Source organism: Nonomuraea sp. NPDC003754 (assembly GCF_053605785.1).
On sequence record NZ_JBSGJX010000002.1, the window covers coordinates 391,363 to 416,187 of the forward strand.

General features: G+C 69.7%; 19 protein-coding genes, 1 tRNA gene and 2 pseudogenes. 9 read left to right on the forward strand and 13 right to left on the reverse strand.

What is annotated here, in order from left to right; genetic code table 11:
* Positions 1-52 precede the first annotated feature (52 nt).
* The 4 genes from ACWEVS_RS04405 to galU are packed head-to-tail and all read right to left on the reverse strand — an operon-like array spanning position 53 to position 3,072.
* Positions 53-541, reverse strand: coding sequence for a MogA/MoaB family molybdenum cofactor biosynthesis protein (locus ACWEVS_RS04405; RefSeq protein ID WP_354905317.1), 489 nt, complete (start codon positions 539-541; stop codon positions 53-55).
* Positions 526-996, reverse strand: a complete 471-nt coding sequence (moaC, locus tag ACWEVS_RS04410; RefSeq protein WP_354905315.1) for a cyclic pyranopterin monophosphate synthase MoaC — start codon at positions 994-996, stop codon at positions 526-528. The genes ACWEVS_RS04405 and moaC overlap by 16 nt, the downstream gene beginning before the upstream one ends.
* Positions 993-2,183, reverse strand: a complete 1,191-nt coding sequence (glp, locus tag ACWEVS_RS04415; RefSeq protein WP_452549870.1) for a molybdotransferase-like divisome protein Glp — start codon at positions 2,181-2,183, stop codon at positions 993-995. Before glp ends, moaC begins: the two co-directional genes overlap by 4 nt.
* Entirely contained in the window at positions 2,170-3,072 is a 903-nt protein-coding gene (gene galU, locus ACWEVS_RS04420) for a UTP--glucose-1-phosphate uridylyltransferase GalU (protein WP_449918215.1), read from the reverse strand. The genes glp and galU overlap by 14 nt, the downstream gene beginning before the upstream one ends.
* 25 nt (positions 3,073-3,097) lie before the next feature.
* Here galU and ACWEVS_RS04425 point away from each other — a divergent pair, with 25 nt between their 5' ends.
* The 3 genes from ACWEVS_RS04425 (at position 3,098) to ACWEVS_RS04435 (ending at position 5,617) form a co-directional block, all read left to right on the forward strand.
* Complete coding sequence (locus ACWEVS_RS04425; RefSeq protein WP_354905310.1) at positions 3,098-3,676, forward strand: 5-formyltetrahydrofolate cyclo-ligase; 579 nt, start codon at positions 3,098-3,100, stop codon at positions 3,674-3,676.
* Between the two features lie 75 nt (positions 3,677-3,751).
* Positions 3,752-5,257 (forward strand): potassium/proton antiporter, encoded by a 1,506-nt coding sequence (locus tag ACWEVS_RS04430; RefSeq protein WP_452549872.1) that lies wholly within the window; start codon positions 3,752-3,754, stop codon positions 5,255-5,257.
* Positions 5,258-5,323: 66 nt separating this feature from the next.
* Complete coding sequence (locus ACWEVS_RS04435) at positions 5,324-5,617, forward strand: FmdB family zinc ribbon protein (protein WP_354905306.1); 294 nt, start codon at positions 5,324-5,326, stop codon at positions 5,615-5,617.
* Here the strand turns inward: ACWEVS_RS04435 and ACWEVS_RS04440 are convergent.
* Positions 5,614-7,611: an MFS transporter gene (locus tag ACWEVS_RS04440; RefSeq protein ID WP_452549874.1), complete on the reverse strand. Its 1,998-nt coding sequence runs from the start codon at positions 7,609-7,611 to the stop codon at positions 5,614-5,616. The genes ACWEVS_RS04435 and ACWEVS_RS04440 overlap by 4 nt on opposite strands.
* Positions 7,612-7,683: 72 nt before the next feature.
* Positions 7,684-11,991: a protein kinase domain-containing protein gene (locus ACWEVS_RS04445; RefSeq protein ID WP_452549876.1), complete on the reverse strand. Its 4,308-nt coding sequence runs from the start codon at positions 11,989-11,991 to the stop codon at positions 7,684-7,686.
* Between the two features lie 761 nt (positions 11,992-12,752).
* Here ACWEVS_RS04445 and ACWEVS_RS04450 point away from each other — a divergent pair.
* The 3 genes from ACWEVS_RS04450 to mscL all read left to right on the forward strand — a co-directional run bounded on the left by ACWEVS_RS04450 (position 12,753) and on the right by mscL (position 15,556).
* Entirely contained in the window at positions 12,753-13,559 is an 807-nt protein-coding gene (locus ACWEVS_RS04450; RefSeq protein ID WP_449918226.1) for an S-methyl-5'-thioadenosine phosphorylase, read from the forward strand.
* Between the two features lie 981 nt (positions 13,560-14,540).
* Positions 14,541-15,134, forward strand: coding sequence for a Flp pilus assembly protein CpaB (gene cpaB, locus ACWEVS_RS04455; RefSeq protein WP_452549877.1), 594 nt, complete (start codon positions 14,541-14,543; stop codon positions 15,132-15,134).
* Between the two features lie 23 nt (positions 15,135-15,157).
* Positions 15,158-15,556 (forward strand): large conductance mechanosensitive channel protein MscL, encoded by a 399-nt coding sequence (gene mscL, locus ACWEVS_RS04460; protein WP_452549879.1) that lies wholly within the window; start codon positions 15,158-15,160, stop codon positions 15,554-15,556.
* Between the two features lie 78 nt (positions 15,557-15,634).
* On the opposite strand, the gene ACWEVS_RS04465 is transcribed toward mscL, so the two are convergent.
* Positions 15,635-16,729 carry a D-alanyl-D-alanine carboxypeptidase family protein gene (locus ACWEVS_RS04465; protein ID WP_452549880.1) on the reverse strand — a complete coding sequence of 365 codons (1,095 nt, stop codon included), beginning with the start codon at positions 16,727-16,729 and terminating at the stop codon, positions 15,635-15,637.
* Positions 16,730-16,919: 190 nt separating this feature from the next.
* A complete protein-coding gene (locus ACWEVS_RS04470; RefSeq protein ID WP_452549881.1) occupies positions 16,920-17,489 on the reverse strand; it encodes a hypothetical protein in 570 nt (189 codons plus the stop codon).
* Between the two features lie 150 nt (positions 17,490-17,639).
* Between ACWEVS_RS04470 and ACWEVS_RS04475 the strand changes: the two genes are divergently transcribed.
* A tRNA-Arg gene (locus ACWEVS_RS04475) sits at positions 17,640-17,712 on the forward strand.
* A 40-nt stretch (positions 17,713-17,752) separates the two neighbouring features.
* On the opposite strand, the gene ACWEVS_RS04480 is transcribed toward ACWEVS_RS04475, so the two are convergent.
* Both ACWEVS_RS04480 and ACWEVS_RS04485 read right to left on the reverse strand, forming a co-directional pair.
* On the reverse strand, positions 17,753-18,484 hold the full coding sequence (locus ACWEVS_RS04480; protein WP_452549883.1) for a hypothetical protein: 732 nt from the start codon (positions 18,482-18,484) through the stop codon (positions 17,753-17,755).
* A gap of 27 nt (positions 18,485-18,511) precedes the next feature.
* Positions 18,512-19,429 carry a DEAD/DEAH box helicase gene (locus ACWEVS_RS04485; RefSeq protein WP_452549885.1) on the reverse strand — a complete coding sequence of 306 codons (918 nt, stop codon included), beginning with the start codon at positions 19,427-19,429 and terminating at the stop codon, positions 18,512-18,514.
* Positions 19,430-19,572: 143 nt separating this feature from the next.
* On the opposite strand from ACWEVS_RS04485, the gene ACWEVS_RS04490 reads away from it, so the two are divergent.
* Complete coding sequence (locus tag ACWEVS_RS04490; protein ID WP_452549886.1) at positions 19,573-20,325, forward strand: AAA family ATPase; 753 nt, start codon at positions 19,573-19,575, stop codon at positions 20,323-20,325.
* Positions 20,326-20,675: 350 nt separating this feature from the next.
* Here ACWEVS_RS04490 and ACWEVS_RS04495 read toward each other — a convergent pair whose 3' ends face one another.
* The 3 genes and pseudogenes from ACWEVS_RS04495 to ACWEVS_RS04505 all read right to left on the reverse strand — a co-directional run.
* Positions 20,676-20,813 (reverse strand): hypothetical protein, encoded by a 138-nt coding sequence (locus ACWEVS_RS04495; protein WP_452549888.1) that lies wholly within the window; start codon positions 20,811-20,813, stop codon positions 20,676-20,678.
* Between the two features lie 35 nt (positions 20,814-20,848).
* A pseudogene (locus ACWEVS_RS04500) lies at positions 20,849-21,025 on the reverse strand (transposase); the annotation flags it as partial.
* Between the two features lie 144 nt (positions 21,026-21,169).
* Positions 21,170-21,442: pseudogene (locus ACWEVS_RS04505) on the reverse strand (phosphorothioated DNA-binding restriction endonuclease); the annotation flags it as partial.
* A gap of 97 nt (positions 21,443-21,539) precedes the next feature.
* Between ACWEVS_RS04505 and ACWEVS_RS04510 the strand changes: the two are divergent.
* Entirely contained in the window at positions 21,540-24,605 is a 3,066-nt protein-coding gene (locus ACWEVS_RS04510) for a DUF3427 domain-containing protein (protein WP_452549889.1), read from the forward strand.
* Positions 24,606-24,825: the final 220 nt, after the last annotated feature.

Sequence of the window (24,825 nt, forward strand, 5' to 3'; positions counted from 1 at the left end):
GGAGCGCCGGACGTGCCGAGAAAGGCAAGGGAGAACGAGCCGAGCCGGCGCGTCAGCGGGGGTGGTCGCCGCCGTGGATCTGGTCGACCGCGTGCCGCAGGATCGGTGCCAGGACGGCGACGCCGTCCCGCACCCCGCCCGACGACCCCGGCAGGTTCACGATCAACGTGTCGCCCGCCTGCCCCGCCAGCCCGCGCGACAGCACCGACGTCGGCACCCGCTCCCTGTTCGCCTGCCGGATCGCCTCGGCGATGCCGGGGATCTCGCGGGTGATGACCTTGGCCGTCATCTCGGGTGTCAGGTCCTGGGGGGTCAGCCCGGTGCCGCCGGTGGTGACGACGACCGCGTACCCCTCGGCCACGCCGGCCCTGAGCGCCTCCTCGACGGGCGGCCCGTCGGGGACCACGACGGGGCCGGACACCTCACACCCCTCCGCCGCCAGGAGCGACGCCAGCAGCGGCCCTGACTTGTCCTCGTAGACCCCTGCCGAGGCGCGGTTCGACACGGTGATGACCAGCGCGCGGATCAAGGGCGTCTCCATACCCCGGTCTTGCCGCCCGTCTTCTCCTCCACCCGCACGTCGGTGATGACCGCGGCCGGGTCCACGGCCTTGACCATGTCGATGAGCGCCAGCGCGGCGACGGTCACCGCGGTCAGCGCCTCCATCTCGACCCCGGTGCGGTCGGCGGTCTTGACCACGGCGGTGATGTCCACTCCCGCGTCGACCACGTCGAGCGTGACAGACACGCCGTGGACGGCGATCGGGTGGCAGAGCGGGATCAGGTCGGGGGTGCGCTTGGCCCCCATGATCCCCGCGATGCGCGCCACGCCGAGCGCGTCGCCCTTGGGCACCTCGCCGGAGCGCAGCAGCGCGACGACCTCGCCGGAGAGCACGACCCGTCCGGTGGCCGTGGCCGTCCGGACGGAGACGTCCTTGCCGGCGACGTCGACCATGCGCGCCGCGCCCGTGGGGTCGAGGTGTGTGAATCCACTCATATCCGAATCACCTGTACTGCGGCCCCTGAGGGCAGATCGGTCACCTGTTCCGGCACCACGATCAGGCAGTTCGCCGACGCGAGCGCCGCCAGCTGGTGTGAACCCTGCCCGTGGACGGGCGTCACCACCGTGCCGTCGTCGGCCAGCACGCCCCGCAGGAACGACCGCTTGCCCGCGGGCGACCTGAGCGGGGCCAGCGTCTGGGCGGTGTGGACGGGCGAGGGTCCAGCGGGCAGCCCGCTCATCTTCCGCAGCGCGGGCCGTACGAAGATCATGAACGACACGTAGGACGACACCGGGTTGCCCGGCAGCGTGAAGATCGGCACCTGGTCGTCGCCGACCACGCCGAAGCCCTGCGGCATGCCGGGCTGCATCGCCACGCGTTCGAAGCGGACCGTGCCGAGCGGGCTGAGCGCCTCCTTGACCGGCTCGTAGGCGCCCATGGACACCCCGCCGCTGGTGATGACCACGTCGGCGCGCACCAGCTGCGCGTCGAGCTGGTCGAGGAAGGCGGCAGGGTCGTCGGACACCGTGCCCGCGCGGAAGCCGTCGCCGCCCGCCTCGCGGACGGCCGCGGTGAGCGTGAAACTGTTGGAGTCCCAGATCTGGCCGGGGCCGAGCGGGGCGCCGGGCTCGACCAGCTCGGCGCCGGTGGACAGCACGACGACGCGCGGGCGCGGGCGCACCAGCACCCTGCGGCGGCCGGTGCCGGCGATGATGCCGAGCTGCGCGGCGCCGATGCGGGTGCCGGGCTTCAGCACGACCTGGCCGGCCTGCACGTCCTCGCCCGCCCGCCGTATGGCATGGCCCTTGGCGACGGGGCGGTCGACGCGGACGGTGGCGGTGCCGCCGTCGGTCCACTCCACGGGCACGACCGCGTCGGCGCCGGCGGGCAGCGGCGCGCCCGTCATGATGCGGACGGCGTGCCCCTGCCCGATCGCCCTGAGCTCCGCCGAGCCCGCCGCGACGTCGTCGATGACGGGAAGCGTCACGGGCGCGTCGGCGACGTCGACGAACCTGACGGCGTAGCCGTCCATGGCGGAGTTGTCGAACGGCGGCAGCGGCACCGGCGAGGAGATCTCCTCCGCCAGCGTGGTGCCGAGCGCCCGCTCGAGCTCGACCTCGAGCGGGGCCAGCGTGCGCACCGTGGCGAGGATGTCGGCCAGGTGCGCGTCAACCGATTTCATCGAGGAACTCACGCAGCCACGGTACAAACTCCGGGGCGAGATCCTCGCGATCGGCCGCGAACTTCACGACGGTGCGCAGGTAGTCCAGCTTGTCACCGGTGTCGTAGCGGCGGCCGCGGAACAGCACGCCGTGGACGGGACCACCCTCCTCGCCGCCGCGGCCCGCGAGCGTGCGCAGCGCGTCGGTGAGCTGGATCTCGCCGCCGCGGCCTGGCGGGGTGTTCTCCAGCACCTCGAAGACCGCCGGGTCGATCACGTAGCGCCCGATGACCGCCCAGTTGGACGGCGCCTCCTCCACCGGAGGCTTCTCCACCAGGTCGGTGACGCGGACGACGTCGTCCTCGGAGGTGGCCTCGATGGTGGCCACGCCGTACAGGGAGACCTGCTCCTTCGGCACCTCCATCAGCGCGATGACGCTGCCGCCGTAGGTGCCGCGCACCTCGATCATGCGCTTGAGCAGCTCGTCACGGTAGTCGATCAGGTCGTCGCCGAGCAGGCACGCGAACGGGTGGTCGCCGACGTGCTGCTTGGCGCAGAGCACCGCGTGCCCGAGGCCCCTGGGCTCGCCCTGCCGTACGTAGTGGAGGGTCGCCAGCGAGGCTGGCTCGAGGACCTGGGACAGCCGCTCCTCGTCGCCCTTGGCCTCGAGGGCACCTTCCAGCTCGAAGGCGCGGTCGAAGTGGTCCTCGATGGAACGCTTGTTCTTGCCGGTCACCATCAGCACGTCGAGCAGTCCGGCGGAAGCGGCCTCTTCGACGACATACTGGATCGCGGGCTTGTCGACGATCGGCAGCATCTCCTTGGGAGTTGCCTTGGTCGCCGGAAGGAACCGGGTGCCCATGCCCGCGGCAGGCACGACGGCTTTCGTCACTGGGTCGAAGTCAGCCATACAGGGGACCCTACTGGAGGTATCTGTGGACAAGCTGAAGCTGCGCCGCCGGCTGACCGAGCAGCGTGCCGCCATTACCGAGCAGAAACGGCGGGACGACGCCCGCACGATCCGCGAAACACTGCTCGACCAGCCGTGGGTGCAGATGGCCGGCCTGGTGGCGTGCTACTGGTCGATCGGCACCGAACCGGACACGCACGGGCTGGTGTTCGCGCTGTGGAAGCACGGCGCGACGGTCATGCTGCCGGTGCTGCGCGACGACAACGACCTCGACTGGGCGGTCTACGACGGCCCTGACACGCTGGCCCCCGGGCGCTTCGGGATCATGGAGCCGGTCGACACGCGCAGAGGCGTCGACGCCGTCCGCACCGCCGCACTCGTCATCGTCCCCGCGCTGGCCGTCGACAAGGACTCGGGGGTACGGCTCGGCCGCGGCGGCGGCTCCTACGACCGCGCGCTGGCCAGGGTCGGGCCGAACGTACCGACGGTCGCGCTCCTCCACGACGGCGAGTTGATCAGCGGCGTCCCGGCCGAGCCGCACGACCAGCGCGTCAAGTGGGTGATGCAGCCGAGTGGCCTGACGAACGTCCAGAAACCGGCGTAACCAGGCAGGACCAGTCAGGGCGGACTAGCTCGGCAAGTACGCGACAATAGCCCTCAGGACAGGAGAGGGGGCCGGATGAAACTCGACGTCTGGCTTCTTCTGGGAGCAGCCGTCGTCATCGCGGCCATCGCCTCGGTACGGGTCGCCCACCGCAGCGGCCTGCCCAGCCTCCTGCTCTTCCTCGGGTTCGGGCTCCTGCTCGGCGAGAGCGGCTTCGGGATCCCCTTCGACGACCCCATGCTCGCCCAGCAGATCGGCCTCGGCGCGCTGGCGCTGATCCTGGCCGAGGGTGGTCTGACCACGACGTGGAGCCATGTCCGCCGATCGGTGCCCACCGCGCTCGCGCTGGCCACCGTCGGGGTGGCGGTCAGCATCGTGGTCGTGGCGCTGGCCGTCCAAGGACTGCTGGGGGCCGACTGGCGCACCGCGCTCATCCTCGGCGGCGTGCTGGCCTCCACCGACGCGGCGGCGGTCTTCTCCGTGCTGCGCAGGCTCCCGCTGCCCAGCCGCCTGGCGGGCATCCTGGAGGCGGAGTCGGGCTTCAACGACGCCCCGACGGTCATCGTCGTCGTGCTGCTCAGCCAGGTGGCGCGGCCGGTGCCCAGTCTGGGCGAGTTCGTCCTCGAGTCGGTGATGGAGCTGGCCATCGGCGCGGGCGTGGCCTGCCTGCTCGGCCCGGCCGGCGCCTACGCGCTGCGCCGCGTCGCGCTGCCCGCCTCGGGCCTCTACCCCCTCGCGGTGCTGGCGCTGACCTTCGTCGCGTACGGCGGCGCCGTCCTGCTGCACGGCTCGGGCTTCCTGGCCGTCTACCTGACGGCACTGATCCTGGGCAACGCCAGGCTGCCGCACCGGGCCGCCACCCGCGGGTTCGCCGAGGGTCTCGCGTGGCTGGCGCAGATCGGCCTGTTCGTGATGCTCGGCCTGCTGGCCAGCCCGAGCGAGATGTCCGAGGACATCGTGCCCGCGCTCATCGCGGGAACGGTCCTCCTGCTGCTGGCCAGGCCGGTGTCGGTGGTCGTCTGCGCGTGGCTGGTGCGGATCGCCCGCCTCGACCGCATCGACTGGCGCGAGCAGGCCTTCCTGTCGTGGGCGGGACTGCGCGGCGCGGTGCCGATCGTCCTGGCCACGATCCCCTGGGCGGCGGGCGTCGGCAACGCCGAGCACCTGTTCAACCAGGTCTTCGTGATCGTCATCGTGTTCACGCTCGTGCAGGGACCGACCCTGCCGTACGTCGCCAGGCTGCTCGGCATCGCCACCGAGGGCGAGCCGCTCGACCTCGACGTGGAGTCGGCGCCGCTGGAGGAGCTGAACGCCGACCTGCTCCAGATCAAGGTGCCCCAGGGCTCGCTGCTCCACGGTGTGGAGATCTTCGAGCTGCGCCTGCCCGCCGACGCGAACGTCACGCTGATCGTCAGGGAGGGCCGTAGCTTCGTCCCCACCGTCACCACCAGGATCAGGTCGGACGACCAGCTGCTGGTGGTCACCACGGCCTCCTGCCGCGACCAGGTCGAGCGCCGGATGCGCGCGGTCAGCCGCAGGGGCAAGCTGGCGGGATGGTACGGCGAGCGCGGTATGGAATGAGCCGCTGCCGAGGAGTGTTTATGATTAGCAGTCGCGTAGGTCGAGTGCCAACCTAAGGAGGAGCGCGTGCCCACGTACCAGTACGTCTGCAATGACTGTGGCCAGCCACTCGAGGTCGTCCAGAAGTTCTCTGACGACGCCCTGACGGTGTGCCCCTCCTGCGAGGGCCAGCTCCGCAAGGTGTTCTCGGCCGTTGGCATCGTCTTCAAGGGCTCGGGCTTCTACCGCACCGACAACCGTTCCTCGTCGTCGACGACCACGTCGACCACGACGGCGGCCAAGCCTGCGGAGAGCACGAGCAGCAGCAGCACCCCGGCCGCCACGCCCTCCCCGGCCGCGGCTCCCGCCGCCACCAGCTAACCGGGCCGGTCGGCGTCCGCGCCGAGCAGCTGCGGGCACAACCTGTCCAGCAGCTGGTGCAGCTCGGGGTGCGTGCCCCAGTCGGCGACCAGCTCCCTGAGCCCGTCCCTGGCCCGCCCGAGCAGGGCCGTGTACGCCCGGTCGCCCTCGGCCGTGAGCCTCAGCGACTCGCCGTTCGCTGACCGCCTGACCAGCCCCATGGCGATCAGCTGCGCGGTGTACGGCCCGCCCTCCGCCCTCGTGACCTTCCCGCGGTCGGCGAGGTCCTGGGCCCGTACCCACCCGTGGCCGCCGAGCCTGGCGATGATCCAGACGCCCGCCGGCGAGACGCCGTCGAGTCCGGCCAGTTCGCCGAGCCTCGCGTAGTAGTCCTTGCGCAGCTCGGTGTCGGCCAGGCGCATCAGACCCCGCTCGACCTCGGCCAGTGACGACCGTTCGGCCGAGGTCGCGCCCAGCCCCTCACCGATGTCGCCGGCCGCGACCGTCTTCTTCAGCGGTTTCTCGGGGATGAACCACGACAGCACGAACGCCACCAGCATGATCGGCGTGGCCACCGCGAACACGCTGGAGATCGCGTCGGCGTAAATGTGGAGGAAGTCGGCCGCGAGCGCGGGCGGCAACCGCTGGACGATCGTCGGATCGGCCCGCACCTGCTCGGGGTCGAACCCCGGGGGCAGCCGCACGGTGGTCAGCAGCAGCCGCAGGTCCTCGTTGAGCGTGGCGGTGAAGACCGATCCGAGGACGGCGACGCCGAACGAGCCGCCGATCGAGCGGAAGAACGTGGCGCCTGAGGTGGCCACGCCCAGGTCGGCGTAACCGACCGCGTTCTGCACCACGATCACCAGCACCTGCATGGTCATGCCGAGCCCCACCCCGAGGACGAGCAGGTCGACGCTCATGACGAGGGTGGAGCTCGTCTCGGTCAGGCGCGAGAGCAGGAACATCCCGGCCGTGGCCACGGCCGTGCCGGCGATCGGGAAGGCCCTGTAGCGGCCGTGACGCGAGATGACCTGCCCGCTCACGATCGACATGGTGAGCATGCCGGCCATCATGGGGAGCAGGTGGATGCCCGACAGGGTGGCGCTCACGCCGTACACGACCTGCATGAACAGCGGCAGGTAGGTCAGCGCGCCGAACATGCCGAACCCGACGACGAAGCCGACCGCGCACGTCACCGTGAAGCTGCGCGTCGCGAACAGCCGCGGCGGCAGCACCGGCTCGGCGGCCCGCCGCTCCACGAACCACCAGCCCGCCAGCATGGCCACCGCGGCCGGCCCGAGCCCCCGGATGACCGGGCCGGACCAGGCGTAGGTGGTGCCGCCCCACGTCGCCAGCAGGACCAGGCAGGACGTCGCGCCGCCGAGCAGGACGATGCCCGCGTAGTCGATCGTGTGGCGCGTCCGGGTGGTACGGCCGGGCAGGACGGCGACGATGACCGCCAGGGCGACGGCGGCCACGGGCAGGTTGATGTAGAAGACCCAGTGCCAGGACAGGCGGTCGACGAAGAACCCGCCGAGCAGCGGGCCGACGATGCTGGCCACCGCGAAGACGGCGCCGAAGAAGCCCTGGTACCTGCCGCGCTCGCGCGGCGGGACGACGTCGCCGACGATCGCCTGGGCGAGGACCATCAGGCCGCCGCCGCCCAGGCCCTGCAACGAGCGGAAGGCGATGAGCTGGCCCATGGACTGGCTCAGGCCGCAGAGGGCGGAGCCGATGATGAAGATGACGATCGCGGCGATGAAGAGGTGCTTGCGGCCGTACTGGTCGCCCAGCTTGCCCCAGAGCGGGGTGGAGACGGTCGAGGCGAGCAGGTAGCCGGTGACGACCCAGGACAGCTGTTCCAGGCCGCCGAGGTCGCTGACGATCGTGGGCAGGGCCGTGGAGACGATCGTCTGGTCGAGGGCGGCCAGGAGCATGCCGAGCATGAGCGCGAGGATGATCAGGCCGAGACCTTGGCGCCGGCCTTCCTCCTGGTCCTTCTGACGCTCTGGCATGGTTTCCCCTCGGACCATCCCGTCGAGGCGAGCATACTCTTCGCGATCATCCGGCTACGTGGTGGAGTGCGGTTACTTGCCGGGATAGGGCAGTTCCGGGATGTGCCGCCGCCATTCGGCGGCCGACAGAGAGCCGCCCGCGCGGGCGCGGACCGCCGCGGCCGCCCTGCCCCGCTCGATCGGGAACGCCCGCAGGGAGCCGTCGCCCCCGGCGATGTGGAGGACGCCGTCACCGAAGGCCAGCGCCGCGACGCCCTCCGGCGAGACGGCGACGGGCAGGCCCATCACCCGGCGGCCGGTCAGGTCCCACAGCCGCACCGTGCCCTCCTGCGCCACGGCCAGGATGCCCTCCCGGGAGATCGCCAGGTGCTCGCCGGAGACCTCCTCGCGGGTGAAGGCGTACCCGGAGCGCTGCCACGTCCGGGTGTCGACCAGGACGACCCTCCCGCGAAGGGACGACTCGCCCACCGCGAACGTGCCCCTGTCGGGGCTGAAGGCGACCGACGTAGCGCCGAGGTGGCCGGGGATCCTGACCTCCTTGCCCGACCGCGTCTCGAACACGCGCAACCCGCCGCCGTCACCCGCACCCCGGACGGCGACGAGGCGGCCGTCGGGACTGAAGACCATGCCGTCGCCCGGCGGCAGACGCAGGACGCGCCGGCGCGTGGCCACCTCGTACAGCTCGGTCGCCTTCTCGGTCGCCACGGCGATGACCGTGCCGCCCGGGTCGAACACGGCGTCCCATCCGGGCAGCGAGCCGCGCCCGGTCCCCGAGGCGACGTCCCACAACGCCACGGACGACGCCGAAGGGACGGCGAGCGTCCGGCCGTCAGGACTGAAGGCGAGCCGCCCGGCGCCCCCACCGGGAACCCGGGCGATCCGCCGCCTGGTCGCGGTCTCCCACACGGTCACCCATGACCGGTGCGCCAGCGCGAGCCGCCTGCCGTCGGCGCTGAAGGCCGCGCCCGCGAGGGCCGCGTACTCGCTGTAGCGCGGGCCGGGAAGGTCCGGAAGGACGTCCGGCGCGGTGAAGGCGGAGATGTCGACCGTGACGACCTCACCCAGGCCCGTCAGGAAGTGAAGGCCACGATCCCCCGCCCGCAGGCTCCTCGCGCCGCTGACCTGGAGCGGATGGGACATCACCGGGTCGATGGCGTCGACCTTCCACAGCTGGAGCACGCCTTCGTCCCCCAACCCCGCCACGAACCGGCCGTCAGGAGTGAAGACCACCTCACCCTTGTACGGGAACGTCCTGTCGTCATGGTCACGCCAGGCGCTCTTCTCGACGTCCCACAGCCGGAAGGCCGTCTCCCCCGTGCGCACGGCCAGCACCCTGCCGTCGGGGCTCCACGCCGCGACCTCGCGTGGCAGGTCCGCCAGCTTCCGCCGCCGCCGCAGGTCCCACAGCACCCACGAGGAGTCGCCCTGCCCGATGGCCGCGACCCTGTCGCCCGGCCCCACGACCACGCCGAACGCCGGGGGCAGGCCGTCGACCCATCGACGCCTGGCCACGTCCCAGAGCCCGGCCTTTCCGTCCGCCTCCGAGGCCAGCAGGCGCCCGGTCGGGCTGAACCCGCTCATGGCCGACCGGATCGGACCGCCGATCCGCTTGCCCGAGCCGACATCCCAGAGCTGGACGTGCTCGTCACCCGCCACGGCCAACGTGCGGCCGTCGGGGCTGAGCTCCACCGCCGAAACCCCGGCCCCCACACCGGTGAAGGAGGTGACCTCACCGCCGGCCCCCACGCCAGTGAAAGAGGTGACCTCGCCCTCGGAGGCCCCGGGCCCCACGCCGGGGACGGAGGTGACCTCGCCCGCTGAAACCCCGGACCCCACGCCGGGGAAAGAGGTGACCTCACCCGTCCGCCGCCGCAGCCGCACGACGCCCTCAGCCACCGAGACGAGCGTCTGGCCGTCCGCGCTCAACTCCTGCAACGCGCCCGGCGGAGCGCCGGGATCGCTGAAGACGGCGATCTCCGGCTGGGCGAGCGAGCCGTACAGGGCGGCGCGGGTCTCCATCAGCGGCGCCAGATCGGCGGCCGCGAGGCTGAGCCGCATCGCGGTCACCGGATCCGACCCCCGCAGTTCCTCCGCCCGCGCCGCGACCAGCCTGGCCACCGACTCCAGATGCTGCTCGGCCATGACCCGCCGCTGCCGGTCCGCGACGACGGTCGCCACCGTCGCCACCACCAGCAGGACGGCCAGAGCGGCGATCATCAGCCGGCGCCGCCGGGTTGCGCGTCGCGCCAGGGCCGTACCCGCCTCCAGAAAGGCCGCCTCGCGCCGGGTCAGCGTCAGATGCCGCCTGCCGGTCGCCGCCCAGCGCAGCGCCTCCTCCAGCGCCGCGCCACGGTAGACGTCGCCGCCGGTCTGCCAGCGCCGCGCCGCCTCGCTCAACGCGCGGTGAACCGCCAGGCCGTCCCGCTCCTGCTCGATCCAGCCCCGCAGCCGGGGCCAGGCCCGATGCAGAGCCGGATGAACGATCGCCACCGCCCCGCCGAGCGACCCGGCCCCGTCGAGCAGCCCGTCCCTGCCGAACGGCCCGGCCGCGTTGAGCGACCCGGCCCCGTCGAGCAGCCCGGCCGCGCCGGACGGTCTGGCCGCGTCGGACGGTCTGGCCGCGTCGGACGGCCTGGCCACGTCGGACGGCCTGGCCACGTCGGACGGCCTGGCCACGTCGAGCATCCCGGCCGCGCGGTAGGCGGCCACGACACCTGCCGCGCCCTCGGGCAGCTCCTCTGGAGGGACCCGGCGGGTCATCTCACTGTCGGTCAGCCGCAGGAACACCTGGGGCGCCATGGCCTGGTCGGCGGGGTCGAGCGCTTCGTAGACGGATTCGGCGAGGTCGCCCAGTGGCGGATCGGCGTGCCACGCCCCTACAGGAACCTCGAGCCGCCCGACACCCGACGCCTCCCCGGCACGCGCCGCTTCCCCAAGCCCCTCGGCTCGCGCCGCTCCCCCAGGTCGCGGGGCAGGCGCCGCTCCTCCGGGGCCCTCGGCACGCGCCGCTCCTCCGGGGCCCTCGGCACGCGCCACTCCTCCGGGGCCCTCGGCACGCGCCACTCCTCCGGTTCCCCCGGTAGGCGCCGCTTCCTCACCAGCTGAAGAACGCTCAGCATCTGCCGCTCCCCCAGCACCGGCAGAACGCCCCGCACCCGCCCCTTCAGGCCAACCGGAAGCGTGCACACCCCCAGCACCCGCGTACTCCGTTTCCCCAACACGCGGACCACCGACCCGCGAGGCTCCCCCGGCAGCTTCCGGACGCCCGGCCCGCAACGCTCCCCTGGCTTCCTCGGCAGACGCCGCTCCACCGGCGCCCTCGGCAGACGCCGCTCCCCCACCTCCCGCCGCTCCCTCGGCACGCGCCGCTTCCCCAGCATCCGGAGAACGACCGTCATGCAACCCCTCAGGCCAACCCGCAGCGGGCGCACCCGCAGGCAACGTCTCCCCAGCCCCCCGCGGACCACCGACCCGCGCCGCTCCCCCAGCGGCTTCGGAGCGGCCGGTGCTGAGGCCCGAGTCCGGTGCGCCGTCGGGACCCGTACGCAGCGCCTCCCCCACAGCCTCGGAACGGCCGGTGCCGACCAGGCCGAGCAGCAGTTCCCTGGCATCGGGCCGGTCCCCGGGCCTCTTGTGAAGAGCCGCGGACACCAGCGAGCGCAGCGGTTCGTGCAGCATGGTCACGTCGGGGTCCACCGTGAGGACCCGGTGCATCACCCCGCCCAGACTCTCGTCCATGAACGGGTCGGCGCCCGTGGACGCGTACAGGATCACGCCGCCCCACGCGAAGACGTCCGCCGGTGTACCGGCCCGCTGCCCGGTGAACACCTCGGGAGGCATGTACGTCGGAGTCCCCGTGACGAACCCCGTCGACGTCAGCGACATCTCCTCCGTCCGCGCCACACCGAAGTCGATCACGCGGGGCCCGTCGGGGCCGAGGAGCACGTTGTCCGGCTTGAGGTCGCGATGGATCACCCCCGCCTCGTGGATCGCGACCAGCGCGGTCGCCACGGCCGTCGCCAGGCGGTGCAGCGGATCCCCCGCGAACGGCCCGGACTGCTCGACGGCCGTGCGCAGGCTCGGGCCGGGAACGTATTCGCTGACGATGTACGGCTCGGGCGCGTCGACGTCCACGGCGAGGATCCTGGCCGTGCAGAAGGAAGCGACACGGCGGGCGGCCGTTACCTCCTTGACGAAGCGAGCCCGGTCGGAAGTGTGCAACACCTTGATCGCCACTCTGGCACCGGCGGCGTCGTAAGCCTCGTAGACGACTCCCTGCCCGCCCGCGCCGAGCCGTCCCGCGAGCCAGTAGTCGCCCAACCGCTGGGGGTCGCTGGGAAGGAGCGCCTCCAGGTTCATCAACGGCCTCCGAAGGGTCATGGGGTGCGGAGGATTTGACGAGCTCAGCCGCCGATTGGTTCTACCCGCCCCACCCACACCTGCAGCTCATCGCCCAGCTTCTACCCCACCGCCACTGCCACCCCTCCGCCTCCGCAGCCCCTCGGCCACGCTACGCACAGCGACCGCCTCCGCCCGCGCCACTCAGGGGCAGCACGACTCCCAACCATCCCCGCCCCGCCGTCCGCCCACTGCTGCCCATCGGACCCGCGCCACTCAAGACCACCTCTCTGCCCACAGTTATGGGCAGCACCTCACCGCTTGCCCAGCCACTCCCGCCCCTGCGCCCGCCCAGCCACTGCTGCCCGCCCGCCCGGACCACTCACGTCCACCACCTCCGCCCCCGCCACTCAGCGGCACCACCCCTCCGCCAGCCCTGCCGCTGTTGCCCTCCGTCCGGACCACTCACGATCGCCACCATTCCGCCCACGTCACTGACGCTCCGCTGGCGCCACACTGTCTGGGGCGCCCCTCCGCACCACCGTCCACAGCCGCACCTCCGCCAGCCCAGCCACTGCTGCCCCTGTGCCCGTGGCGCTCACGGGCACCACCTCCGCCCGCGGCGCTCAGGGGCACTACCCCTCCACCTGCACCGCCCACGGCCGCACCTCGCGTTGCGCTCCCCAACCCGTCCGTGAGACAGACCAGGCCCGGACTGGTTATCCACACCCCACCCAGCCGTTATCCACAGAACCCGATTCCGCCCGTCCCCCCACCCACCCACTCCCGCTACTCTCTCGCCCATGGTCACTCGCGCAGACATCGGCGTCATCGGCGGATCAGGCTTCTACTCCCTCCTCGACGACGCACAGGAAGTCGAGGTCACGACCCCCTACGGCCCGCCCAGCGACGTGGTCACGGTCGGGCGCATCGGCACGCGCTCGGTGGCCTTCATCCCCCGTCACGGTCGCGACCACCGTTACCCGCCCCATCGCATCCCCTACCGCGCCAACCTGTGGGCGCTCCGCTCGCTAGGCGTCCGCCAGGTCCTCGCGCCCAACGCCGTCGGCTCCCTCCAGGCCGAACACGGCCCGGGCACCATCGTGGTCCCCGACCAGCTCGTCGACCGCACGTCGGGCCGCGTGCAGACCTACTACGACGCCGGCGGCGCCGTCCACGTCTCCTTCTCCGACCCCTACTGCCCCGACGGCCGCGCAGTCGCCGTCAACGCAGCCCGAACTGGCGGCTGGAACACCGTCGACGGCGGCACACTCGTCATCATCGAGGGTCCCCGCTTCTCCACCCGCGCCGAGTCGAAATGGTTCGCCGGCAACGGCTGGACGATCATCGGCATGACCGGCCACCCCGAGGCCGTCCTGGCAAGGGAGCTCGCCCTCTGCTACACCTCGCTGTCCCTCGTCACCGACCATGACGCCGGCGTGGAGGCCGGCGAAGGGGTGACCCACGACGAGGTGCTCCGCTTCTTCGCCACGAACGTCGCCAAGATGCGCACCCTCGTCTCCGACGCCGTCCAGGCCCTTCCCGAGGAGCGCACCTGTTCCTGCGGCTCGGCCCTCGACGGCATCAAGCTGCCCTTCGACCTGCCCTAACGAGCACCGCCCAAGGCATCACCGGTACGCCACGGCGCTCCGTGCCGCCCACACGGAGCCCACCCTTCCTCCACGAAAACGACCCAGCCGAAGACATCCCCAGCACCCCTCCAGACATCCCCGGCGCCCTCCCACGCCCCTGTCCGAACCTCGCGACCCTCACGGCGGTAGCCGTCCAGACCTCTCGAACTCCCGGCGGCCGCGGTAGGCCTCCCGATCTTCCCGCGGTCAGCGCCTCTCCGTCAGCACCAACGCAGCGCCGGCCCCACAGCGCCACAACGCTCTTCATGCGCCGCGACGCGCCCTCGCATCATGCCCATCGCCGCCTTAGACCCCCCATCACGCCATCCGACCGCATCGCGCCATCCTGACGACATCGCGCCATCTCGACCGCATCGCGGCGCTGGCCCACATCGCGCCACTCCAACCGCCTCGGGGCAGCCTCGCTCGCCGCCGCTTCCCTGGCCATCTCCACCACCACGCTGCCCGACCAGCCGTCGAACGGACCTCTCAGACCCGCCATCGGGCCAGCGTCGGTCGCCGCCGCTTTCCCAGCTCATGCCGCCACCACACCACGACGCCGCTTGCCCCGGCCACCGCCTCAGGTCCTCCCTCAAACCTGCCCTCGCGCCATGCACTGTCCGCCATCCCCTTCCCCGTCCACCGCCAGAGCCCATGTCAAACGCCCGCCCCCACCAGGCACCGCCCAAAGGCACGCCGCCTCCACAAGGCAGCGTCCAAAGGGCACGCCGCCTCCGCGAGCCAGCGCCCACAAGACACACCGCTCCACAAGCAGCCGCCCGAACCGCCGTGTCGCCACGCGAATGGCCTCATCTCGATGACACCAGCCGCTCATCCCACGCCGCCGCACGCCCGCCCGCGACCCCACCCCAGAACCCGAACCGACCCTGAACCTGAACCTGAACGAACCTGACCACCGACCCGGCATCCGCCCCAGCAACACCACCCTTGGAGTCGCCCATGCGCGCCTGGACCCGCGTCTTCGAACGCCGGCGCCGGCTCATCGCGGCCGCCCTGGCCGCCCTCTCCCTCGCATGCGTGCTCACCGTCCTGCGCCCAGGCCCCGGCCCGACCACCACCGTCCTCGTCGCCACCAAGGACCTCAAACCCGGCACCCTCCACCAGGGCGACCTCCAGCCGGCCCACCTCCCCGCGGCAGCCGTACCCGACGGCGCCCTCAGCACCGGCGCCGTCGGCCGCACGCTCGCCGCCCCGATGCGCCGCGGCGAGCCCCTCACCGACGTACGTCTCGTCAACCCCGCGCTCCTGGCCACGCTCCCTCCGGGTACGGTCGCCATGCCGGTGCGCATCGCCGACCCCGACGCCGTACGCCTGCTCTCCCCCGGCGACGCCATCGGCGTGCTCGCGGCCTGGGACTCCGGCCAGGCCGCCCAGACCGTGGCCGAACGGGTTCCTGTCATCACCATCCCCGCGGCGGAGTCCGACAGCGGCGCGCTCGTCGTGCTGGCCGCCACTCCCGACCAGGCGAGAATGCTCGCCGCCGCCCAAGCCGGTGGACGCCTCTCCGTGACCATCAATCCACACTTACCGTAAGCGATTCGCTACTATTTGTAGCTATGAGTGGTTTCAAGAAGTTCCTCATGCAGGGCAACGTCATCGACCTGGCCGTCGCGGTCGTCATCGGCGCGGCGTTCGGCGCCATCGTCACGTCCTTCGTCGCGGATCTGTTGACCCCGCTGATCTCGGCGTTCGGTGGCCTGCCCGACTTCAGTTCGCTGACGCTCACGGTGGGCCAGGCCCAGTTCAAGTACGGCAACTTCATCAACGCGCTGCTGTCGTTCCTACTGATCGCCCTGGTCGTGTACTTCCTGGTCGTCAGGCCGTACACCCGCTACAAGGAACGCGCCGCCGGACGCCAGGAGACCACGCACCGCGAATGCCCGGAATGCCTGTCCGACATCCCCAAGGCAGCCGCCCGCTGCGCGCACTGCTGCGCCGAGGTCAGCCCGGTCTGACCAGATCGGCGCCAAGCCCTGCCCGACATCCACTCCACGCCCGAACAGTCACCCAGAACCCCGAGCCGGAGCGTGCGGTCAGCGCTGGGAATCGATCTGCGGGTCGTACTCCCAGTGCCACGGCTCATAAGGGCTGCTGTAGGCCCAGTCTGGATGGAACCACCCGTACCTCTTCGAGTTGGCCTCCATCCACCTGAACTGTGGCGTTCCCGCGCTCTGCACCCCTCCGCACAGGTCAACCGCCATGCCCAGGCCGTGGTTGCTCCGCCCGGGAACGGCGGCGAAACCCGGCCGGCGGTAGTAGACCGACTGCTGCTCGGCCAGCGTCCGGTAGGCGTCGGTGACGCATATCTGCTGCCCGAAGTGCCGCTTGTACGCCTCGTTGAGCGAGACGAAGGCGATGGCCGCGTCCGCCCGCAACAGGTGCCCGCGCTGCTGGAGCGGGCAGAGGATGTTCTCGGGAATGAGCCCGTTGGGATACTCGGTCGTCGCGTTGATCCGCAGCGGATTGCAGGCGAAGGCCGCGCGCCCCACCTTGTCGATCTTGATACCCATCTTGACGAGGGCCTTCGTGAGCGACTGCACGACCTTGTCCGAACGTTTCGTCAGCATGGAGACCTCCGCCTCCACCTGCGCGGCGGCGAGCAGGTTCGTGGCGCGCAACTCCTGCGCCTCGGCGGCCAGCCGCTGCTTGTCCGCGTACGCCTTCGCGACCTGCTCCATCTGCAACTGCTGGGCCTGCGCCAGCACGCTCGCGTCGCTCTGCGAGCGCAGCATCGCCGTGTTCGCGTCCGCGTCCCCAGCGAGGAACGGCGCGATGCCATCGCCTATGGGCTGCTGGTACACCAGCTCGACCAGGTCCGCGATCGGCCGCCGCATCTGCGTCAACGCCGCCTCCGCCTTCGCCAGGTCCTCGAGCTTCTTGTCGAGCTGGGCATTCGCCGCCTTGAGATCACTGGTCCGCTTGTCGAGCACCTTCTGCGCCGCGGCCAGCTCGTTCGCCGACTTCTCGGCCTCCTTGCGCAGCGCCGTAAGATCCCCAGGCCCCTGCGCCACCGCCGCACCGTCCCCCGCGGACCCCTCCACCACCCCGCCGCCGACGACGGCCTCGAGAACGGAGTCCGGCAGCGGATCGACAGCATGCGCGGGTACGGCCGGAATGCCCAGAAGCACCGAAGAGATCGCCGTGACGACCGCGATCAGACCCACTGATCGAGGGGCTGACACGTTCGATTCCTCCGTTTGCGAACTCGTTACCTGGGTCAGGCACGCACGTTACTACAGCCGTCTCGGTGCCCGGACCGAAGTCCCGGCAGCCGTTATGTTCCGAACACGCCATTAGCGCCGCTCCACCGCCAGATCCCTACGCCTGCTTCCGCTGATACTCCTGACACAACTCCCACAGCCAGGTGTCCACCCACTCGTCAGGACAGCCGCCCCGCCGCGCCGGCTCCTGCCGTACGGGCCGCTCCGGCACCGCCTGCCGCGCCTCCGCCGGCTCCTCACCCCGCTCCTGACGCCTCGGGACGGCAAGCGCCACCGTCTCCGGCGTCTCCACCCCCAGCGGCGCCGGCAACAACCTCTCGAACGCCCGCTCAGCATGCGGCGGCGCGGGCGCCGGCACCGGCGCGAACGCCATGCGCCCGACATCTCGACCAGCCACCACCGGCCGCTCCCCCGGCGCCGCACCCACCGCCCGACGACCGCCCCCTTGCTCACCCGCCACCGGGCCACCGGCCTGCCGATCGTCCACAGTGCGGCGACTCGCCCGCCCCTCACCCGAGCCCTCCATCGCCGCGGCCGTGACGGCCGCGTCGTACCCGACGAGCTCCCCCGCCAGCAGCCCCCCAGCGAGAATCGCGGGCGCGAGCAACGCCGCGAACAGCACCACCGGCCGCCCCGCGCCCCGCCTACCACGTCGACTACTGGTCACGAGCGCGACGTTAGCCACGCACCGGATCTGATCACGGGACCGCTTGCCATGCCTTTACCGCCGACCAGAGCACCCGTGACCGATCCCGCGAAAGTTCCCTCGGGTCGATGTCACACGCAGTGCTCTGCTTTCGCTAGGCTAGGTGCGTCCGCCTCCGTAGCTCAGGGGATAGAGCACCGCTCTCCTAAAGCGGGTGTCGCATGTTCGAATCATGCCGGGGGCACACCGTTGATCAGCCATTTCAGCACCCGACCTGCGGCTTCTCAGTCGCAGGTCTTTTGCTTGCTATGCCACCGTAGGCAGCCGTAGGACAATGATCGCGATACATTTGCGGGATGATCTTGAACGCGTTTCCGCAGCTCGACACCCGCTTCTGAGGCGCCCGTGCAGCGCATAGTGCGGACCACCAGGTAGTCCTGGCCGCACTCCCGGCAGAAGGCGAGCGGAAGCAGGATCTTCTCGCGGCGGCCGGGGACGCTCACCTGATACTGGCTGGTGATGTACCGCTCGTCCTCGGGGTCCAGGCTGACGTAAGCGGTGTCCCCCTTGGAGAGGAATTGGTGCAGCCGGAAGGCGAAAAGCGGCCGAGCGGTCTCCGGATGCAGTGCCCGGGCACCCTCTTGGAGGACCTTCTCGATGACCTCAGCGCATTCGTCCACCGGCCGCTCGGTGAGCCCGGCCAGGGTCTTGGAGGCCTCGGCGACCTTGGTGGGCTTCTGGCGGATCAGTCGCTCGCTGCCCTGCTCTCTAGTCAGACCGAATTCTGACTCGATCCAACTCGTCAGCGGATCCTGCGCCAGCTCCATGTAGGACCGGCCGGCACCCGCATCGTTCATCGACGCCTGAAGCTCCGCCTTGCCAGGCTGCCGGTCGACGGTGGCACGGACGAGCGTCTCGCCGATCACCCGATCGGGAGTGACATCGATGCCAAAGAGCCTCGTGGCCACTCCGGCGATGACATCCTGTGCCTCAGCGAAGGTTGCGGTGGTGGCCATCGTGGCCGAGGTTCCGACGCACTGCAGCTAGGGTGCCATGCAGGCGTCCCGCAGGCGCCGGACGAGAAGACTGACGTCAGCACCCTGGCGTCCTCGGTAGGTGTGAAGCTCGTCGAGAACGAGGAAGCACAGGCCCTGTGCGGCGCCGATCAGATCCCTGCGCTCGGCGGGCCGGGTCAGCAGGTATTCGAGCATGACGTAGTTGGTGAGCAGGATGTCCGGCTTGCGAGCAAGGATACGGGCACGCTGCTCCTCGCTTTCCTGCCCGGTGTAGCGTTCGAAGCTGACCTGCCGGCTTCCCTTCGGCAACCCCCACTGCAGATAACGGGTGAGTTCCTCCAGCTGGCTGTTCGCCAGCGCGTTCATCGGATAGACGACGATCGCCTTGACCCGCCCGGGGGCGGGATCACGCAGGATCGAGTCGACGATCGGCACCATGTAGGCGAGGCTCTTACCCGAGCCGGTCCCCGTAGTAAGCACATAGCTACGGCCGTCCCGAGCGGCCTCGACGGCTTCCCGCTGATGCTGGTGGAGGATGATCGTCCGCGCCCCGGGGTCGTTCTCGTCCGACTTGGGGCGGAAGTACTGCTCACAGGCGGGATGGAGCACACCTTGCGCGATCAGCTCGGTTATGGTGCCACCACTGGCGAAGCTGGGGTTGAGGGAGACCCACGGATGGGGCCAGCGGAGGGATCGGTCACGTTGCGGTTGCCGGTTGGCGCTCGCTGCAAGGTCTTTCCCGGTGGCTTCCCCGCTGCCCTGGACCGGTTGCCGTACTGGTGCCCCATCACCGGGAGGCACGATGCAAATGAAGACGCCCAGCGGACTGCATGGACACCCTCCCGCCTGCGAAAACACCGCCAGGCGAACGGACTCGTCCTCGACCGTAGGAGGGCGGCTGCGCCAGGCCGCCGCCCGGCACAGCTTGACCGCCCCGACCGCCAACTCCTAAACCTAGTGGGGACATAAGCAGGGAACGGTGTATCCCGGGCCGCACTACCGTCGCGCATGCCGTCTGCTTTAGCAAAGCAGCGAACTAGCACTACGCTATCGTCCAACTTTGCCGGCGACCACAGAAAGCGGAAATTGTGATTTCTGATTTGCCTCCACCGGCCGACCTCGCCACCGCCAACGCCGCCGCTCAGGTCATCGAGGAAGCGTTCACCAAGGTCTCCATTGGTGGCATCGAGCCGGGTAACTCACCACAGGCGCTCCTGCGCAACCGTGTGGTCGATGCCTGGCGTCGGCGACATGGCGGAGGCAGCCCCAAGCCGATCCTCGTCCTGGTCGGCGGGTACGCCGGGTCGGGCAAGACCGTGTTCTCCCGCTTCCTATCGGATATCACTGGCTGGGCGTTCCTGGATAAGGACTCCCTCACCCGGTGCATCGTCGAACGGCTCCTGATCTCACTCGGCGGTGACCCCAATGACCGGCACACCGACCTGTACCTCAAGGAAGTCAGGCCGCTGGAATATCAGTGCCTGATGGACACCGCATGGGACAACCTCAACGTCGGCACTTCCGCCATCCTCTCTGCGCCGTTCATTGCCGAGCTAAAAGACGAGGCCTGGTTCGCCCGACTGGAGAATCGCTGTGCGGCCAAGGGCGTCGACGTCGCCGTTATCTGGATCCGCTGCGATCCCGAGTCCATGCGCGAATACATCGAGTTCCGAGGCGCCGCCCGTGACGCGTGGAAGCTGGACAATTGGGACCAGTACGCCGAAGGACTGACCGTCGACACCAGCCCGCCCACAACGCACATCACCATCGACAACCGGCTCGGCGCCGCGATCAACCTCGCCGACCAGACCCGCGAAGCGCTCAAACGGATCCTCACATGAGCCTGCAAGGGACCGTCCCCTACGGCCCACCAGCGGCAAGGACACGCCACCGCTCTGCATCGCACCTCGACCGCGGTTCGTCCTGCTGCCCAAGGTAAAGGTCGACTCAGGACGAGCCTCAGAGTATGAGTTCGTCACCAGCGAGCACTTGGGCCAGCTTCGTTGTTAACCCCGAGCGATGTAGGTGCCCTGTCCAGTAGCGGTCAGACGGCGGGTTCAAGGGTGGCGCGGTAGCCGAAGGCTCGGAGTTCGCGGACGTTGGCATGCTTCTTGCGGTCGGGGTTGTTGCGCCAAGCGTCGAAGTCGGCGCCACATCGATGAAGTGCGCGTCAAGGGTCGGACAACAGGTGTCAGATGACGACCAGAATGGAGCGGCCGACCGCGATGGCGTGTTTCGTGCCCCTGCGCCTGACGATGCGGCGGTAGCGCTCGCCGAGGAAGGCATCGGTGCGGCCGACGACGGCGGTTTCGCCGAGGGTGCGGGCCAAGTAGCGGTTGCCGTGCCCGGTGGCGTTCTTCCCTCGCGCTTGCCGGCCGACTCCTTGACTCCTGGCGCGAACCTCGCCTGGGAGATCAGGTGCGCGGCGGTGGGGAAGCGGCTCATATAGAGGCCGATCTCGGCGATGATCGCGCGCGCGGCGGTCAGGCCGATCCCCCGAACCTCATCCAGGCGCTCGACTGCCGCGGCGAACGGGTCGATCTACTGGGTGATCTTCTGATCGAGGGCCGCGATGTCGGCGCTGATGACATCCACCCGGGCCAGCATGATGGCCAGCAGGAACGCGTGATGGTCGGAGAAGCGGCCGATGAACGCCTCCTCCAACGCGGAGATCTTGCCACGAGAGCCTGGGCTGCCCGGGCCGTGGCGAGTGTCGACAAGCCATAGCCCGTCGCTCGTCAAGTGGTGGAACGGGTAGCCCGGGCTGGTGTCGCGGGGCGGGCCGTACTCCTTGAGCAGTTTCTTGAGCTCGGCCTCGGCGGCGCTGAACGGGATGGGCCGATTACCGTGCCGCTGGAAGTGGCCCAGGACATACAGGAGGAGGAGCGGCTTGTGCGGTGCCCGCTCGCCGCCTCTGGTCCAGCGCCGGATCTCCGCCACCCGCTCAATCCAGTCCACGGTCGGCCAGTGTAGGAGGATCTTCCCGCCGCGTCAGGACAGACAGTCGTTGACTTTCGCATATCGCCGTAGCCGGCCGCAGCCTATAGTCGCCGGGGTGAGCGATCTTCGGCCGGGCGTCTATCAACACCTGATCACCCGTGAGCTCGACGCCCTCCTACAAGCGGTATCTGATCCCGGGCTGATCGATCGGCGGTCGTTGGACCTTGCCGACTCACACGAGATCTTGGCCAGGCATCTTGCCGCGCTCACTCGTCGTGCGCTGCGTTCCGTACGGGGTGACAGCGATGCGGTGCGGCTGGCCCGGCAGGTAGAGGTCGTCAACCGGATCGCTGACCTCATCGGTGACCTGGTGCCCGAGGCTGCCTCCCCCGAGGAACTCGTGGAGAGCGCCGAGGAGCTGCTGGGCCTGGCCAGGAGCCGGGACGCGGCCGGCCAGGTACGGTTTCCCGCGCGTCCGGTGATCCCTCTCACTGGTAGTGCGTTGTTGGTCAACGGCAGGGGGCAGCCGGAGATCGGCCATGAGCTCAAGCGCGAGCTGGCCACCGCCGATCACGTGGACCTGCTTTGCGCGTTTGTGAAGTGGAACGGCGTACGGGTACTGGTGGAGGCGATCGAAGAATTTTTGACGCGTGGCGGCCGGCTGAGGGTGGTGACCACCACGTACATCGGCGCTACTGACCGCCTCGCGCTGGATCGGCTGGCGGATATGGGCGCCGAGATCCGCGTCTCCTTCGACACGCGGATGACCAGACTGCATGCGAAGGCATGGCTGTTCCATCGGGGCCGCGGCTTGTCCACCGCCTATGTGGGCTCCTCCAACCTGTCGCAAACCGCCCTCAGCCATGGACTCGAGTGGAACGTACGGCTCGCTCAAGCCGAACAGCCCCACTTGATCGACACGTTCACCGCGACGTTCGACGACTATTGGGGCGATCCGTCTTTCGAGCCCTACGATCCGGCGCAGGATGCCGAGCGGCTCGACCGTGCCCTGTCCGCCGAGCGGGCCGGCGGCCGGGCGATCGTGCTCGATTTCGCGCACGTCGACGTCCGGCCCTACTCCTACCAACGTGAAATCCTCGACGAGCTCGACGCCGAAAGACAGATTCACGATCAGTGGCGGAACCTGGTCGTCATGGCCACGGGCACCGGCAAGACCGTGGTCGCCGCGCTGGACTACCGGCGACTGCGTGCCGCAGGGCAGGCCGATTCGCTGCTGTTCGTCGCCCATCGCGCGGAGATCCTGCGGCAGAGCATGCTCACCTTCCGGCAGGTGATGCGGGATGAGACGTTCGGCGAGCTGTACGTCGATGGCGCTCGGCCTGAGCGATGGCGGCATGTGTTCGCCTCTATCCAGTCGTTGCACGCCAACCCGCTGCCGGAGCCCGACAGGTTCGACATGGTGATCGTGGACGAGTTCCACCATGCCGAGGCCGCGACGTACCGGCGTCTGCTGTCGGCGGTGCAGCCCAAGGTGCTCCTGGGGCTGACCGCGACGCCGGAGCGAGCCGACGGCCAGGACATCAAGCACTGGTTCGGCGGCCGGATTGCTGCCGAGCTGCATTTGTGGGAGGCGCTGGAGCGTGGGCTCCTGGCGCCGTTCCAGTATTTCGGCGTCCACGATGGCACTGATCTGCGCCACGTTGGCTGGCGGCGGGGCCAGGGGTATGACGTTGGCCAGCTCTCGAACGTCTACACCGGCAATGATCGCCGCGTCGCCGTAGTGTTGGAGACGCTACAGCGCCAAATCGGCGACGTGGGGCGGATGCGGGCCATCGGTTTCTGCGTGAGCATCGATCACGCCCGGTTCATGGCCGACCAGTTCACCCGGGCCGGACTTCCCGCGGTAGCTGTTACCGCGCAGAGTCCGGCGGGCGAACGTTCCCAAGCGCTACGAGATCTCAAAGAGCGGCGGATCAATGCGGTCTTCACCGTTGACCTCTTCAATGAGGGCGTCGACGTTCCGGAGATCGACACTGTGCTCTTTCTACGCCCCACCGACAGCGCCACCATCTTCCTCCAGCAACTCGGGCGCGGCCTGCGGCTGGCCGCCGATAAACCGTGCCTGACTGTGCTCGACTTCGTCGGCCATCAGCACAAGCAATTCCGCTTCGACCGTCGTTATCGGGCGCTCACCGGCGCCAGCCGTACCGGAATCGCACGAGAGATCGAACAGGGATTCCCGACCCTGCCCGCCGGCTGCGTGATCGACCTGGATCGTGATGTGCACCGGCTGGTCCTTGAGAACGTCCGGCAAGCGCTCAGCCTGAATTGGCGTGATCTGGCGCGCGAGCTCCGCGACCTCGGGGATGTCAGTATGTCCACGTTCCTGCAGGAGACGGGGCTGGACGTGGAGGATCTCTACCGGCGCCGGCAGGGCTGGGCCTCCCTGCGGCATACCGCGGGTCTCGATGCTGTATCCCCTGACGAAGGGCTCGGACGAGCTTTCAGCAGAATGCTGCATATCGACGATGTCGAGCGTCTCGCTTTCCTGACCGAGATGCTGGCCGGCCGGACTCCGCAGTCCCCGCGCGAGCTCCGCCTCATGGCCATGCTGGATGCGATGTTGTGGGGTGGCACCGCGCCCATCTCCGGGATGGAAGCCCGGCTCGCGCGGCTCACGGGTGCTCGCGCCTCAGAGCTCAAAGAGTTGGTGGACGTCCTACGCTCGGGAATCCGTCACGTGGCTCCGCCACTGGACCCTGTCGTGCCGTTGCACGTCCATGCGCGATACAGCAAGAACGAAGTGCTGGCCGCCTTCGGCATCGACAAGCCCGCGCATATGCGAGAAGGGGTCAAGTACGTCCAGGAGCACCGGGCGGACCTGTTCTTCGTCACCATCGACAAGTCCGAGGACCACTACTCTCCCACCACGCTCTACCATGACCGGGCGATCAGCGAAGAGCTGTTCCAGTGGGAGTCGCAGAGCACGCTGCGGTCCTCTACCGCCACTGCTCGCCGTTACCTGACGGGTGCGTCTACGGTTCATCTCCTCGTCCGGCAGTCCAAGCGCGACGAAGGGCTGGGGGCGCCGCCGTACACCTACGCAGGTCCCATGCGCTACGTGAGCCACGATGGTGAACGGCCCATCAGGTTCGTTTGGCGCTTGGACCACCCACTTCCGCCCGAGGTATTCCACTACGCCAAGGTCACCGCGGGCTGAGCCGACAGCAAAGGTTCCCGCGCCGCCGTCGGCGGTCATCCAGAGGAAGCCATAAGTTCGGCGAGGATGCCCATTACGAAGAAGCTATTCCCTACCGTCAATTACTCCTTACAACGCTCACCTAATACTACAGTCATGTTTTGTGATCTATAGTCGCGTTCGTGTCGGATGTGGTGACGTCTGAGGATCTCCAGTCGTGGGCGGCCGGGCTGGATGAACT